We start from the raw sequence: 14,494 nt of genomic DNA, 5'->3' as shown, positions 1-14,494 counted from the left end.
AGACCCCTTGCAACTCGATACCAGCCAAGCCACCAGGCACCCTCAGCCGTACCCCGGAACCGGACGCGCGACCCACCCGCAAGCCCGGCATGTTCGCCTCCCTGCGCGAGCGGAACTACCGGTACTTCCTGTCCGGCCAGGTCATCTCCAACATCGGCACCTGGATGCAGCGCATCGCCCAGGACTGGCTGGTGTTCACCCTCACCGGCAACAACCCGGTCGCCTTGGGCGTCGCGGCCGCGTTGCAGTTCACCCCGACGCTGTTCCTGTCGCTGTGGGCCGGCGTGCTCGCCGACCGCGCGGACAAGCGCAAGCTCGAGATGGGCCTGCAGGGCGCGATCGCGACCTGCGCGCTGGTGCTCGGCCTGCTCGACGTCACCGGGCTCGTGCAGCTCTGGCAGGTGTTCCTGCTGTGCTTCGCGCTCGGCGCGTGCACGGCGATAGAGACGCCGGTGCGCCAGTCGTTCGTCTCGGAGATGGTCGGCCGCGCGCTGGTGCCCAACGCGGTCGCGCTGAACTCCACGATCTTCAACTCGGCCCGCATCATCGGCCCGGCCATCGCCGGGGTGATGATCACGGTGGTCGGCACCGGCTGGGTCTTCCTGATCAACGGGATCAGCACGACGGCGGTGATCGCCGGGCTGTTCCTGATGGACCCGTCGAAGCTGCACCGCGGGCCGTCGGTGCCCCGCAGGCGCGGCCAGCTCCGGGAAGGCCTGCACTACGTGCGCGGACGGCCGGACCTGATGGCCCTGATGGTGCTGGTGTTCGTGGTCAGCACGTTCGGCATCACGTTCTTCGTCAGCCTCGCGGTGGCCGCGGCCAACGTCTTCCACCGCGAAGCCGACGGCTACGGCCTGCTGTCCACGATGCTCGCGGTCGGCACGCTGGGCGGCGCGCTGCTCGCGGCCCGGCGCAGCGCACGCGGGAAACCGCGGCTGCGGGTGTTGTTCACCGGCGCGCTCGGGCTCGGCGTGCTGGAGTTCGCCGCCGGGTTGATGCCGACGTACTTGTTGTTCGGGCTCGCCCTCATCCCGACCGGCGTCGCGCTGATCACGTTCCTGAACACGGCGAACGCGACCGTCCAGATCGCCGTCAGCCCGGAGATGCGCGGCCGGGTCATGGGCCTCTACATGCTGGTGGTGCTCGGCGGGAACCCGCTCGGCGCGCCGATGACCGGCTGGATGGCGAGCACGTTCGGCGGGCGGTCGCCGTTCCTGATCGGCGGCGCGATCGCCGCGATAGCGGCCGTGACCTGCGCGATCGTCCTGATGCGGCGTGGCGGGATGAAGCTGCCCACCCGGAGCTTCGGGCGGTTCCGGGTACTGCGCAAACGCTAGGCTTGCGCTTCGACTTCAGCTTAGGCTAACCTAACTCTCGTCCGCTTCGTGGTGGGAGCGGCAGTCAGTTCGCAGAACGCGCGGCCCCGTCGTCCATGTCCGGCGACGGGGCCGCGCACTTTGCAAGCGATGCCCCGGGGCGCGCGCCACCGGGGACCACCGTTGGTCCGCGGGGGCTGTCCGGTCGGGGCGCCCCCGCGGCGTCTCAAACGTGGACCAGGTCCAAGAAAAACGTGGACCGGGTCAAACTTCTATCGGCCAGGTGTGCACGGGCTCGCCCGCGCGGGAGAGTTCGATGTAGGCGGCGAGCATGCCCGCGATGGCGCTCTCCCGGTCGTACCCGCGCCGCTCGAACGCGGCCACGGCCTCGCGCTGCCACGACGAACCCGTGCGCCGGGACACGCAGCGCTGCTCGATGATCCCGAGGTAGCGCTCCCGCACGTCGTCGGCGACCCCGCACGCACGCAAACCCTCGTGCGCCATGGGAAGCAGCTTGCGCAGCACCAGCTCGTCCGGTGGCACCCAGCCGTTGCCGGGCCAGTAGAGCTGTGCGCCGAACGAGTGCTTCGCGCCCTCGTACAGGTTCTCCTCGGCGGCCTGGAACGACATCATGCTCCACAGTGGACGCTCCTGGTCCACCAGGGCGCGCTGCGCGCCGTAGAAGAACGCGGCGTTGGCCATGAGGTCGACCACCGTCGGGCCCGCGGGCAGCACGCGGTTCTCCACCCGCAGGTGCGGTTGTCCGTCAGCGATGTCGTAGACCGGCCGGTTCCAGCGCCAGATGGTGCCGTTGTGCACCCGCAGTTCGGCGAGCTTCGGCGGCCGGCCCTCGTCGAGCGCGGCCATCGGGTCCTCGTCGTCGGTGTGGGGGAGCAGGCCCGGGAAGTACCTGACGTTCTCCTCGAACAAGTCGAAGATCGACGTTATCCACCGCTCGCCGAACCACACGCGCGGACGCACGCCCTGGTTCTTCAACTCCTGCGGGCGGGTGTCGGTGGCCTGCTGGAACAACGGGATGCGGGTCTCGTGCCACAGCGCCCGGCCCAGCAGGAACGGCGAGTTCGCCGCGATCGCGACCTGAACGCCCGCAAGGCATTGCGCCGCGTTCCAGTGCGACGCGAACTCCTCCGGGGCAACTTGCAGGTGCAGTTGTGCCGACGTGCAGGCGGATTCGGGCAGGATCGACGTCGCCGCGGTCAGCAGGCGCTCCGGTCTGCGACCGGGAAGGGGGGAGCCTTCCATGTTGAGCACCATGTTCTCGCCGCGCGCGGCGAAGATCTGGTCGTTGAGCAACGCGTAGCGCGGATTCCCGGTGAGCCACCGGCGATCGAAGTTCTCCATGCGCAACGTCGGCAGCATCCCGATCAACACGATGCCCGCACCGACGTCCTGCGCCCGGGCGTTGGCGTCGCCGAGCAGCTTGTCCAGCTCGCCCTCCAGGGCGAGGGCCTGATCACCACGCAGCAACCGCGGGCGCACGTTCAGTTCCAGGTTGTGCTGCCCCAGTTCCGTGGTGAACGACGGGTCGTCCAGCTTCTCCAGCACCTCGAGGTTGGCCATTGCCGGGTGGAGCACGGGGTCGACGAGGTTGAGCTCGATCTCCAACCCGATCTTGGCCGGACCGGAGGCGAATCCCCCGTCGGCGAGCATCCGCCCGAGCGCGTCGAGGCAACGCTGCATCTTGGAACGGTGGAACTGCCGATCCGAACGATCGAGTTCGACCGTCGTCGGCACCTGCGTACCCATGCCGCCTCCCCTTCATTTCGGCTTGGCCGGCAAGCGCGGGAAATTCCACCGTGACACAACGGCGCATGGGCTGCTAGCGGCCAAATCGGTGCACTGTGTCAGCTAAGGGTGACGCTGCGCACATCTCGGCCACACTTCGTGTCCGCCGTCCGGATAGCGGGACTGTGCAAGACTTTCCGGGTGTCCGCGGTGATCGAGATCGACGACCCGGCCGACGACCGGCTGGCCGACTTCCGGGACCTGTCCACCGCCGATCGCCGGCCGGACCGGCCCGGCGGGCGGGGTCTCGTCATCGCCGAAGGCGTTGTGGTGGTGGAACGTTTGCTCGCCTCGCACTACCCGGTGCGCGCGCTTTTGGGCGTGCGCAGGCGGATCGAGGCGCTGGCGCCGTTGCTGGAGACGGTGTCGGCGCCCGCTTACGTTGCCACCGCTGAGGTCATGGCCCAGACCGTCGGCTTCCACCTGAACCGGGGCGTGCTCGCGGCCGCCGACCGCGCGGTGCCCCACGACGCGGAAACCTTGGTATCGCGGGCAAACAGTCTGGCCGTACTGGAAGGCGTCGGGGACCACGAGAACCTGGGGTCGATCTTCCGCAACGCGGCCGCGCTGGGCGTGGACGGCATCCTGCTCGGACCGCGCTGCAGTGATCCGCTGTACCGGCGCAGCGTGCGGGTGTCGATGGGTCACGTGCTCGCGGTCCCGTTCGCCTGCCTGCCGTCCTGGCCCGGCTCGTTGGACCTGCTGCGCGACAAGGGTTTCCGGGTGCTGGCGCTGACCCCGGCGCCGGACGCGGTGCTGTTGCGCGACGCCGTGCGGGAACCGGGCCGGTACGCGGTGCTGCTGGGCTCGGAGGGCCCGGGGCTGACGGCCGAGGCGATGGCGGCCGCCGACGCGCGGGTGCGCATCCCGATGTCCGGCGGCGTCGATTCGCTCAACGTGGCCACCGCGGGTGCGGTCGCGTTCTACGAGCTGGCGGCGGCTCGGTAGTTTCTGTGCCGGAGGTGGAGCGTGGAGCTGCGGGCGAGCGGTGAACGGGCGGTTCTCACCGGGCACGACGGCGCCCGGGAGCTGGAGGTCGACCCGGGGTCGCTGCCGCTCGGCGCTGAGCTGACCGCGGCCTTGCAGCAGTGGGCGCAGGTGGTCGGCGCGGTGCTGCGGATCGAGGGCGACGCCGACCGGGAGACCGCCGCGTCGGTGGTGACCGGTCGCGGGCGTCAGCTCGCGGCCCGGGTCGCCGCGGCGCTCAACGTGCCGGTCGGGTACCGGGATCCGCTGACCGGGGAACTGTCGGTGATGGACCCGCCCGCCGTGGCCGGGAAGCCGGCGCCGGGCGCGGAGCCGACGCCGTGGGCCACCGGACTGGTGGTGGCCGCGTTCTCCGCGGTCGTGGTCCTGGTCGCGGTCGTCAGCCTGGCGGGGACGCTCGAGGAGACCAGCCCGCTGCTCGCGCTGGGCGCGAACGTCGTGGTGACCGCCGGGCTGTTGCCGTCGGTGTGGCTCGCGCGTGGGGTGCTGACCTGGCGCTGGGTGGCCCTGGGCGTGGCCGTCGGCATCGGCCTGTCGTGGTTCGCCCTGGCCTTCATGCTGCTCTGACGCCCACCCGGCTCGCCGAGGCGCTGCGCCGGATCGGTCCCGTGCTGGGGCGTGAACCCCGGCCAGCCGCTCGGCCGGAACGTCAGCGGGTCGCCTTGGCGCGGACCCGGGCGGTGATCGCGATCAGCACCGCGAACGTGCCGATCAGCATCACGGTCGAGAGCCACACCATCGTCGCGATCGGCAGCTGGTAGGCCAGGACGATCCGCAGCACGCCCTCGGCGAGCAGGCCGACACCCCAGACGACGCTCAGGCGGGTCATCGTGGCGCGCATCGCCGGGATGCTCGCGTACTTCGCTTCGAACGCGGCCGGATCGGCCTGCACGCGGCGGGCGGCGAGGTAGATCAGCGGCTTGCCGAAGACCGCGCTGAGAGCGAACGCGCCGCCGACCAGCAGCGTCCCGAACGACTCCTTGGCGACCATGAACCGCGGGTCGCCCGACACCAGCGAGCCGATCAGGCCGACCGCGAACACGCCCAGCATGAACGCGGAGAACACGTCGAGCTTCCGGGCCCGCACCGCCTCGACGACCATGATCGTCCCGGAGGCGACCGCGCCGGCGAGCAGCGCCGTGACGTCGCTCGCACCCAGGGCGTGCAGCAGGTAGTACGCGCCGGTCGGGACCGCGATGTCGCGAGCCAGGCTCGGCAGCATGGTCCGCAGGGTGCTGCCTGCGGCCCGGACGGTCTGCGGCTGGGCGGCGGGGGCGATCGTGGTCATCTTCGGCTCCTGACAACGTCTTCTCTGTTGTCGGCAACGCTATGGCCGCGATCGACCCCGCCCCCGTGCCAGCAGTCATGACCGGGGCATGACAGTTGTCATGCCCCGGCACCGGTCAGGCCAGCGACGCGAGCCAGGCGTTGTGCAGGTCGGCGAACTGGCCGCTGCCCTGGTCCACAAGGGACTGCGGCGAGCCGTCCTCGACGATGCGCCCGCCGTCCACCACCAGCACGCGGTCCGCGATCAGGACTGTGGACAGGCGGTGGGCGATGATCAGCGCCGTGCGGTCGGCGAGCACCGTTTCCAGGGCTCGCTGCACCGCGCGTTCGCTCGGCACGTCCAGGCTCGCGGTCGCCTCGTCCAGGACCAGCACCGACGGATCGGCCAGGAACGCCCGCGCGAACGCGACCAGCTGGCGCTGACCCGCGGAGAGCCGGCCGCCGCGCTTGCGCACGTCGGTGTCGTAGCCCTCCGGCAGCTTCTCGACGAACTCCGCCGCGCCGACCGCCTCGGCCGCCGCCTCGATCTCGGCCCGGGACGCGCCCAGCCGGCCCAGCCCGATGTTGTCGGCGACCGAGCCGGAGAACAGGAAGTTCTCCTGGGTCACCATCACCACCGACCGGCGCAGGTCCTCGTCGGCCACCGACCGCAGCGGCACACCGGAGAGCAGCACGTCGCCCTTGGTCGGGTCGTAGAACCGGGCCACGAGCTTCGCGATGGTCGACTTGCCGGCGCCCGTCTCGCCGACCAGCGCGACGGTCTGACCTGCCGGGATGGTCAGGTCGAACTCGGGCAGCACCACCGGGCCGTCCGCCGAGTACCGGAACTCGACGCGTTCGAAGCGCACCTCGCGGCCGTCCGCGGCCGCGGGCAGCGGCTTCGGCTCGGCCGGCTCGGCCACGTCCGGGCGCTCCTCGAGCAGACCGGAGATCTTCTCGAGCGCGGCGTTCGCCGCCGAGTACGCGTTGGCGAACATGGCGACCTCGTCCAGCGGGTCGTAGAAACGCCGCAGGTACAGCAGGAACGCGGTGAGCACACCGAGCTCCAGGCCGCCGTTCACCACCCGGACCGCGCCGATCGCGAGCACCGCCGCGAGCGACAGGTTGCCGACCAGGCGCACGATCATCGTGTACTTCGCGAGCACCACGAGCGCGCGCTGGTTGGCGTCGCGGAACCGGCCGTTCAGCCCGGACATGATCGTCTCGTTGCGCTCCTGGCGACGGAACGCCTGCACCGCGCGCATGCCGTTCATCGACTCGACGAACTGCACGATGATCTTCGCGATGCCGCCGCGGGTGTCGCGGTACGCCCGGTTCGACGTCCGGTAGAACCAGCGCGTCACCAGCAGCAACGGCACGAACCCGGCCAACACGAACAACGCGAGTGGCAGGTCGAGGGTGAGCATCAGGATCGCGATGCCGACCACCGACAGCGCCGCGGTGAGCAGCCCGTCGAGCCCGATGTCCAGCAGGTCCTCGATCGACTCGAGGTCGCTGGTCAGCCGCGAGATCACCTTGCCGGAGGTGTACTTCTCGTGGAAGGAGAGCGACAGGCCCTGGGCATGCCGGAACACGCGCCCGCGCAGGTCGAGCAGCAGGTCCTGCCCGACCGTCGCGACCACCCGCACGAACAGGTAGCGCAGCAACCCCGACCCGATCGCGGTCGCCAGGTAGCCGGCGACGCACCACGTCAGCACCGTCGTGCGGCCGTCGATCGCCGCCGGGATGCCGACGTCGATGGCCTCGGCGACCAGCAGCGGACCGGACAGCGTGACGATGTTCTCCGCTACGACCAGGGCGAACGCGAGCAGGCACATGCCGAGCCGCGGCCGCAGCAAGGAGCGCAGCAGCGCGCGTGAGCGCGCCTGCAACCGCAGGCCGACGGCGTTGGTCAGTTCCTCGTTGTCCTCGGCGGCAACACCGCGCCAGGACTCCTCCTCGACGGCTTGTTCTGTCGTGGTCATGCCACCTCCCCGGCCAGTTCGGTGTCCATCGTGGACAACAGGTGTCGGTAGTCCTCGTTCTCGGCGAGCAGTTCGGAGTGCGTGCCGGTGGCCACGATGCGGCCCTCGGCGAGCATCGCGACCCGGTCGGCGAGCTGCACCGTGCTCGGCCGGTGCGCGACGACCAGCGCCGTCACGCCGTGCAGCACGCTGCGCAGCGCCCGCTCGACCTCGGCCTCGGTGTGCACGTCCAGCGCCGACAGCGGGTCGTCGAGCACCAGCACCGCGGGCTTGCCGACCACCGCGCGGGCCAGCGCGAGCCGCTGGCGCTGACCGCCCGAGAGCGACAGGCCCTGCTCACCGATCCGGGTGTCCAGGCCCCACGGCAGCTTCTCGACGAACTCCATCGCCTTCGCCACCCGCAACGCCTCGACCACCTGCTCGTCGGTCACGTCCTCGCCGCCGAGCGCCACGTTCTCCCGCACGCTGGCGGAGAACAGCACCGGCTCCTCGAACGCGGTCGCGACCACGGCACGCAGGTCGGCCAGCCGCACCGACCGCACGTCCACGCCGTCGATGCTCACCCGTCCGCCGGTCACGTCGGCCAGGCGCGGCACCAGCGCGGTCAGCGTCGTCTTGCCGCTGCCGGTCGCGCCGACCAGCGCGACCGTCTCACCCGGACGCAGGTCCAGGTCGATGCCGCGCAGCACCTCGGTGCGGTCGCCGTCGTCACCGGTGAACGCGAACCGCACGCCCTCGAACCGCACGCGCCCGGTCACCGTGCTCGGCATCGGCTGCGGCTCGTCGGGATCGGTGATCGTGATCGGCTCGTCGCGCACCTCCCAGTACCGCTCGCACGCGGTCGCGGCCTGGTTGGTCTCGGCGAGCAGCCAGCCGATCGAGTCGGTCGGCCAGCGCAGGTAGGTCGCCACCGTGATGGCCGCGACCAGCGTGCCCACGGTCATCGACTCGTGCACGATCGAGAGCATCCCGGCGAGCAGCATCAGCGCGATCGCCGTCTCGGGCAACACGATGATCACCGCCCACAGCGCGGCGAACACCTTGTTCTTGGCCAGTTCGGTACCGCGCAGTTCGCGGGCCTGCTGGAGGAACCGCTTGCCCAGCGCGGGGCCGCGACCGAACGCCTTGAGCACGCGGATGCCCAGCACCGACTCCTCGACCGTCGTGGCCAGGTCGCCCTGCTGGTCCTGCGCACGCCGGGACAGCACCGAGTACCGCGACTCGTAGATCGTGGACAGCCCGATCAGCGGCAGCGCACCGCACAACGCGATCAGGCCCAGCACCGGCGACAGCACGAACAGCACGCCGAGACCGAGCACCAGGGTGATCGTGTTGACGACGAAGAAGATGCCGACGAACGCGATGAACCGGCGCAGCGCCGACACGTCCGACACGGCACGGGACAGCAGCTGGCCGGATGACCAGCGGTCGTGGAACGCGATCGGCAGGCGCTGCAAGTGGTGGTAGAGATCGGCCCGCAACTCGGCTTCGGCCGACGTGCTCGGCGCCGCGATCAGCTTGCGCCGAACGTAGAACAGGCCGGCCTCGGCGGCGCCGAGCACGGCGACCAGGAGTACCAGCCATGGCAGTGCACCGGTGTCGTGGTGTGCCACCGGTCCGTCCAGGATGCGTTGCATCACAAGCGGAATCGTCAAACCGCAGACCATGGCCAGCATCGCGGTGACACCCGACCAGATGATCTTCGTGCGGCCCGGGCGCAGGTAAGGTCCGATCCTGCGCAGGCTCGCGATGCCGGAACCCCTGGTATTTCGGTGGCCCGGTTCTTCGCCCATCACCATCCCCCTCCGGAAGAGCCCTCCGACGGTATGAGATCAGCCGTGCTCAGGGCACCTGGTTTTCTGCCACCTCCACCGCACTGGAGGTCAAGCAGGGACGAGCAGCACGACGATCGCGAGGGTCCCGAGCACGCCGCCCCGGGTTGCGTAGGTGAGGTCGGGACTGGTCGCGAACGCGGCGGCGGCGAACCCCGGCACGCACAGCAAGGGGAGTTGGCCGAACCGCCACCAGAGCACCAGGGAGATCGCCATGCCGAGCGCAGCCGTCAGCCCCGCGCTCTCGATTCGCCACAGCCGCAACACGAGCCAGCCGGCGACCAAGGTGAGCGTCCACCACAACGCGACGCCCACCGAGACGGCGAGGACCGCGCGACCGATCGAGTCGGTCAGGCAATCACGGCGGTCGGTGCACCCCTCGAAGATACTTTTCAGCACCGGCCCGAGCAACGGCCCGACACCCCACAGCACCAGCCCGGCCGCCAGCCCGGCTAGCACCCCGCTCCCGCACCGCATCGGCCATCGCACCTGCCCGATCCTGGCCGACGGCGGCACAATGTGTACGTGACTCGACCGGAACCCGTGCGGTTCCTGCGCACGGAGCGAACGATGGCGTTCCCGGAGGGCCGGCTGCTCGCCCTGCGAGACGGACAACTGCACCTGCTCGCCGCGGACGGCTGGACGAAGCTGGGCCGCGGCAGACCGTCGGGCGCGCACTGGCTCGCGCGCACCGAGGCCGAGGACTGGTGTGAGCGGGAGGGCTGGGACCTGCACTTGCTCGACGCCGTGCCCGCCGCCAGCACCTGACCTGTGGAACCCGACGCCGACGCGCAGTGGGGGCTCGACCTGGAGGTCGCCTGACTGAACCCGGTCGACGGGCGCAGGTCCGGCCCGGTGAAGCCATGCGATGGGCCCGGCCGCCCTGCAGTTGCGTGGCCGGTTTCCCCGGGGCCTGTCATCCATTCTCGCTGCGGGCGCGCGCGTTGGTAGGGATGCGAGCGAACCGCCCAGCGGGCGTGGGGCGCTGGGCGGTGCTGGTGTTCGGTCAGCCTCGGTTGGAGCGGGTGCCCAGCAGCACGTCTTCCCAGGACGGGACGATCGGACGGCCCTTCTTGCCCTTGCGGGGGCGAGCCGCGGGAGCCGGTTCGGGCTTGCGGGCCGCCGGTTCCATGGGGAGTTGCTGCTCGGTCGACTCTTTTTGGGCTGGCTCTTTTTGGGCGGGTTCTGCTTTGGCGGCCGGGGTCTCGGCCTTGGCCGCCGCGGCGGGCTCGGTGGTGGTCGCCGCGCCCGCTGGTTCTGCCGGCTCGGGCTTCGCGTCGTCGGCTTCGCGCTGAGGCTTGGTCGCGGCGGGCTCCGGCGAGGTGGCCGCGGCTGGTTCAGTTGTGGTTGCCGCAGCGGATTCGGTCGAGGGTGCCGTCGGCTCGGGCGAGGTGACGGCGGGCTCGGCCGGTGCCTCGGTCGAGGTGGCGGCGGCGGGTTCGGGCGTTGCCTCCGGTTCGGGCGAGGTAGCGGCAGGCTCGGTCGAAGCGGCCGGCTCCGACGGAGTGTCGACGAGTTCAGGCGTGGCGACAGGCTCGGCCGTGGCAGCCGGTTCGGACGTGGCTGGTTCCGGCGTGGCAGCGGGCTCGGGCGTGGTGACGGGCTCGGGCGTGGTGACCGCGGCCGGTTCACTCGAAGGCTCGGGGGCCGCGGGTTCCGGCGAGGTGACCGCGGCGGGTTCGGGCTCGGCAACCTCCGCTTCGGCCGGCGTGGACTCGGCCAGCTCGGTGTCGGGTTCGGACGTGCTGGTCTCCGCCGGGGCAGTGGGAGCCACCTCGGCGGCAGGGGTCGACAGCTCGGTGTCGGCCAGTTCGATGTCCTCGAGGTCGGCCGTCGGCGCGACGGGGGTGGCCAGCTCGAAGTCGTCGATGAAGTTCAGTTCGGCGGCCGCCGGGGCGGGCTCCGCCTCGGGTGCCGCGACCGGCTCCGGCGGGAAGACCGGCTCGGCCTGGGCCACGGCCTGTTCCACCGGTTCGACCGGTGCCACCGATCGGGCCGCGGGCGGCGACTCGATCCGCTCCTCGACCGGGCTCACGAGGCGCCTGGTCTCCGGGATCTGCACGTCCAGCGCCTGCTGCGCCAGATCCGTCACCGGCTTGACCGTGCGCAGCGTGCGCTTCGGCATCGGGTCGAGCAGCTCGATGGCGTGCTCGTCGATCGCCGTCACGGTGCCGCCGTTCGCGCCAGGGTGAAAGGCCCAGTGCGCGGCGAAGTCGGAGCGGCCGGCGGACCAGTTCAGCTCGACGACCCACTTGCCGTCCTCACCACGCCAGGAATCCCAGGTCGCGGCGGCGAAGTCCTGGCCGCGCTGGCTGAACGCGTGGGCCAGCACCTCGGTCAGGGTCTGCGGGTCGGGCCCGTCCTCACGGATCGGGTGGGCGGCCTGGGCCAGCTCGGCCGTGCGTGAGCGCTCCAGCAGCACCGGGTAGGCGAACCGCTCGACCTTCTGCTCCGGCATGCCGGCCGCGGCGGCCACCTGCTCGACTGATTCGCCCGCACGAATGCGGGCCTGGATCTCACGTGGGCGCATCTGGCTCTCCCGCTCGCTGTCTAACTGGCTGAGGCGGGCGGCGTCGCCACGAGCGGCCGCACGCAGCCGCTCGTCGGCGGGAAGTGTGAACTGTTCGCCGCGCGTGGCGTCCTCGAGAACGACGGTCGCACCGTCATCCTCGAGTCCCACGACTCGCAGCGCCCGCATCACTGCCTCCCGAGCACACGTCACCTCGCCAGCCACCCACGGTAGTTCGGCGCGTCGCCTTGACGCGCGAGGCGCGCCGAGCCCATGGAGATCCAGCTGTGATCTTGCCGTGTTCGTGCGCCTGCGCACACCCCACATTCGTTGCGCGGACAGGAAATGCCGACAGGACAATGGTTTCAGCATCGCAATGCGCCCGATCGGGTGCAGGCGCCCCACCTTTGCGGGATCCGGACCGAGGCCGCCGGTCCCCCTGAACACCGGCGGCCCCGGCGCACCTCACGCCCCGTAGAGGGTGGCCCAGTAACCGGGCGTGCTGCCGGCCGCCACCTTCTTGCCCAGGTGCTCGAACAGACCGAACTGGCCCTGCCCGCCGCGGGGGCTGTTCTTCAGGGTCTGCCGGTACTCGACCCACTCGCCGTAGATGTCCTCGTCCGAACCGCCCTTCGGCACGAACAGGAACGGCCGGCCCGCACCGAACGGCAGGTACCAGCTGCCTTCGACCTTCCTGCCGGTCTTGTCCGTCTCGGACGCGAACTCCGTGTACCCGGTGACGTCGACCGTCCGCTTGCGCCAGGCGTCCGCTCGCGCGACGGTGTTCGTCTGGTCCGGCGTGACCGGCGTGAACACCCGGGTCTGCGGGTCGAGGTAGCCCCACACGTTGTGCACGAGCACGTGGTAGACGTCCTTGTCCCGCCACCGCACCGTGCCGTTGCGGAACATCCGGATGTAGGCGCCCTTGCTGGTGCGTTCGGGCCGCTCGGCGATCTTCTTCGGCACCGCGGCGTCGCGCACCGTGTCCCACTTCGGGTGGGTCAGCTTGACGACCTTGTCCTCGTAGCTGACGTCGCCCTTGCGGCCGTCGGCGCCCTGCGCGGGCGGCAGCGACACCTCGGCCCAGATGAACTGCGTCGCCCCGTCCTTCTCCAGCGCCGTCGAGTGGATCACGCGCACCGCGTAGCCCTCCGCGGTCCGGGTCGGCCGGACGAACTGCTCCTGGGTTTCCTCGCCCGGCTTGACCCGCCGGACGTTGCGGCCGGCCATGAAGATCGCGTCGATGTCGGCCACCAGCTGGTCGCCGGTGTAGATCTGCGCGGCCATGTCGAACGGCAGCTTCGCCATCAGCTTGGTCATGATCTTGGTGATGACGGGCTTGATGGCCGGGGCGAGGATCGCGAACAGGTCGTTCGGGTCGAACTTCCCCTCGTCGACGTAGTCGGTGACCATGTCGATCGCGTCGTCCAGCTTCTCCTTGGCCTGCAGCTCCAGGTCCAGGTTGCGGATGAACTGCGCCGACACCTTCTTCAGGTCGTCGCCGTAGCTGGCCTGCTGGGTGGACTTGGCCAGCACGTCCGCGGTGATGGACTTCTTCAGCTTCTCGATCTCGCTGATCGGCACCAGCTCGTCGGCCATGTCCTTCAGCACGTCGGCCGATTTCTCGAGCGCGGACTTGGTCTTCGGCTCCTTGAGCTTCTTCTCCGCCAGCTCCAGCCGGGTGTCCAGGAACGCCTCGACAGCGATCTTGACGCTGGGCTTGATGAACGTGCCCCAGCCGGGGATGTACGCCAGGCCCGGCGACGCGGTGTCCAGGACGGCGTTGATCAGCCGCTTCTGGTTCGAGATCAGCATCTTCGCCATGGCCAGCGGCTTCAGCTTGGAGAAGACCGCGGCGCGGCCCTCCTTGGTCTTCATCCGCTCGACCATGATGTCGCGGTAGATCTCCTGGCCGAGCATGACCAGCCACGGCTTGATCGACTGCACGACCGTGACCGCGGTCTTCGCGTAGACGTCGGGTACGTCGCTGGCCACGTCCAGGCCGGCGTCGGTCAGGCTGTTCGCGATGCTCATGGCGCGTTCGAACGTCGACGGCTTGCCGGTCACGTGGATCGCGTAGGCCGCGCGGTCGGTCATCACCGCGGCGATGTGGTCCTGGATCGAGGACATCGCCGAGTTGAACCGCTGGATGCTGTCGGCCAGGTCGGAGAACTTCTTGCTGCCCTCGCCGAGCAGCCGGTTCACCACCGTGGAGTTGTCGGCCGCCTTCACTTCGGCGACGAAGCCCGCGAACGCCTCGGTGTGCTTGCTCAGGTCGTTGTGGATGACCTTGAGCTCGCCGATGTCGGTGCCGATCTTGATGATGTCCGTGGTCAGCTTGACGTGCTCGTACTTCAGCAGCGGCTGGATCGCGGCGTCCAGTTCCCGGCCCATCACCCGCTGACCGACCGCGGTCGCGATCATCATCTCCATCTGGCCGAGCTGGGCCTTCTTCTCCTGGGTCAGCGCGGCGGCCTTCTCCGCGGACAGGCCGAAGGCGCCACCGCCGACCTTGATGTCGACGACCTGCGCGTCCATCGCACGCTCGACGATCAACGTGGTCTTGTCCGTCTTGCGTACCGCCTTCGCCAGGCTCTCGGCGGCGAGCACGCCCGCGAAGGCGCTGGCGCCGACGGACCCGCTGTCGCCGGAGGCCTGCGGGCTGACGCCCCGTAGCAAGGCCTGCAGGTCCAGACCCTGGATGCCGGTCTCCAGCCGCTGTTCGAGATCCTGTTGCGCCTTGTTCTTGTCGACCTTCTTCTTGTCCTTGCTCATGGGCTTGGTCATGGC

Annotated in this window: 11 protein-coding genes; 4 read left to right on the top strand and 7 right to left on the bottom strand. The window is 70.2% G+C overall.

All coding sequences use genetic code 11. The features are described from left to right. Positions 1–89 precede the first annotated feature (89 nt). On the top strand, positions 90–1,340 hold the full coding sequence (locus tag EV186_RS02330) for an MFS transporter (protein WP_133847412.1): 1,251 nt from the start codon (positions 90–92) through the stop codon (positions 1,338–1,340). 243 nt (positions 1,341–1,583) lie between these two features. On the opposite strand, the gene EV186_RS02325 is transcribed toward EV186_RS02330, so the two are convergent. Continuing rightward, entirely contained in the window at positions 1,584–3,086 is a 1,503-nt protein-coding gene (locus tag EV186_RS02325; protein WP_133847411.1) for a glutamate-cysteine ligase family protein, read from the bottom strand. Positions 3,087–3,266: 180 nt separating this feature from the next. Between EV186_RS02325 and EV186_RS02320 the strand changes: the two genes are divergently transcribed. Then, on the top strand, positions 3,267–4,073 hold the full coding sequence (locus EV186_RS02320) for a TrmH family RNA methyltransferase (protein ID WP_133847410.1): 807 nt from the start codon (positions 3,267–3,269) through the stop codon (positions 4,071–4,073). A 21-nt stretch (positions 4,074–4,094) separates the two neighbouring features. Continuing rightward, entirely contained in the window at positions 4,095–4,679 is a 585-nt protein-coding gene (locus EV186_RS02315; protein WP_133847409.1) for a DUF2537 domain-containing protein, read from the top strand. A gap of 82 nt (positions 4,680–4,761) precedes the next feature. On the opposite strand, the gene EV186_RS02310 is transcribed toward EV186_RS02315, so the two are convergent. The 4 genes from EV186_RS02310 to EV186_RS02295 all read right to left on the bottom strand — a co-directional run bounded on the left by EV186_RS02310 (position 4,762) and on the right by EV186_RS02295 (position 9,684). Next, entirely contained in the window at positions 4,762–5,400 is a 639-nt protein-coding gene (locus EV186_RS02310; protein ID WP_133847408.1) for a VC0807 family protein, read from the bottom strand. A gap of 115 nt (positions 5,401–5,515) precedes the next feature. Beyond that, complete coding sequence (locus EV186_RS02305; protein WP_133847407.1) at positions 5,516–7,363, bottom strand: ABC transporter ATP-binding protein; 1,848 nt, start codon at positions 7,361–7,363, stop codon at positions 5,516–5,518. Next, a complete protein-coding gene (locus EV186_RS02300; RefSeq protein WP_133847406.1) occupies positions 7,360–9,156 on the bottom strand; it encodes an ABC transporter ATP-binding protein in 1,797 nt (598 codons plus the stop codon). Before EV186_RS02300 ends, EV186_RS02305 begins: the two co-directional genes overlap by 4 nt. 90 nt (positions 9,157–9,246) lie before the next feature. Continuing rightward, on the bottom strand, positions 9,247–9,684 hold the full coding sequence (locus tag EV186_RS02295; RefSeq protein WP_133847405.1) for a hypothetical protein: 438 nt from the start codon (positions 9,682–9,684) through the stop codon (positions 9,247–9,249). A 36-nt stretch (positions 9,685–9,720) separates the two neighbouring features. On the opposite strand from EV186_RS02295, the gene EV186_RS02290 reads away from it, so the two are divergent. Next, positions 9,721–9,963: a hypothetical protein gene (locus EV186_RS02290; protein ID WP_243753783.1), complete on the top strand. Its 243-nt coding sequence runs from the start codon at positions 9,721–9,723 to the stop codon at positions 9,961–9,963. Positions 9,964–10,201: 238 nt separating this feature from the next. On the opposite strand, the gene sepH is transcribed toward EV186_RS02290, so the two are convergent. Together sepH and EV186_RS02275 are read right to left on the bottom strand one after the other, a co-directional pair. Further along, positions 10,202–11,893 carry a septation protein SepH gene (gene sepH / locus EV186_RS39805; RefSeq protein ID WP_243753782.1) on the bottom strand — a complete coding sequence of 564 codons (1,692 nt, stop codon included), beginning with the start codon at positions 11,891–11,893 and terminating at the stop codon, positions 10,202–10,204. A 276-nt stretch (positions 11,894–12,169) separates the two neighbouring features. Next, positions 12,170–14,491: a hypothetical protein gene (locus tag EV186_RS02275; protein WP_133847404.1), complete on the bottom strand. Its 2,322-nt coding sequence runs from the start codon at positions 14,489–14,491 to the stop codon at positions 12,170–12,172. Between the last annotated feature and the right edge of the window lie 3 nt (positions 14,492–14,494).

It is taken from the genome of Labedaea rhizosphaerae, from assembly GCF_004362825.1.
Lineage (GTDB): Bacteria > Actinomycetota > Actinomycetes > Mycobacteriales > Pseudonocardiaceae > Labedaea > Labedaea rhizosphaerae.
Note: the sequence above shows the minus strand (reverse complement) of the source record. Positions and strands in the feature narration are given on the sequence as shown.

Coding starts and splice junctions, on each gene's coding strand:
- EV186_RS02330 (WP_133847412.1), top strand. CDS start 90: ATGTTCGCCTCCCTGCGCGAGCGGAACTACCGGTACTTCCTGTCCGGC.
- EV186_RS02325 (WP_133847411.1), bottom strand. CDS start 3,086: ATGGGTACGCAGGTGCCGACGACGGTCGAACTCGATCGTTCGGATCGG.
- EV186_RS02310 (WP_133847408.1), bottom strand. CDS start 5,400: ATGACCACGATCGCCCCCGCCGCCCAGCCGCAGACCGTCCGGGCCGCA.
- EV186_RS02305 (WP_133847407.1), bottom strand. CDS start 7,363: ATGACCACGACAGAACAAGCCGTCGAGGAGGAGTCCTGGCGCGGTGTT.
- EV186_RS02300 (WP_133847406.1), bottom strand. CDS start 9,156: ATGGGCGAAGAACCGGGCCACCGAAATACCAGGGGTTCCGGCATCGCG.
- sepH (WP_243753782.1), bottom strand. CDS start 11,893: ATGCGGGCGCTGCGAGTCGTGGGACTCGAGGATGACGGTGCGACCGTC.
- EV186_RS02275 (WP_133847404.1), bottom strand. CDS start 14,491: ATGACCAAGCCCATGAGCAAGGACAAGAAGAAGGTCGACAAGAACAAG.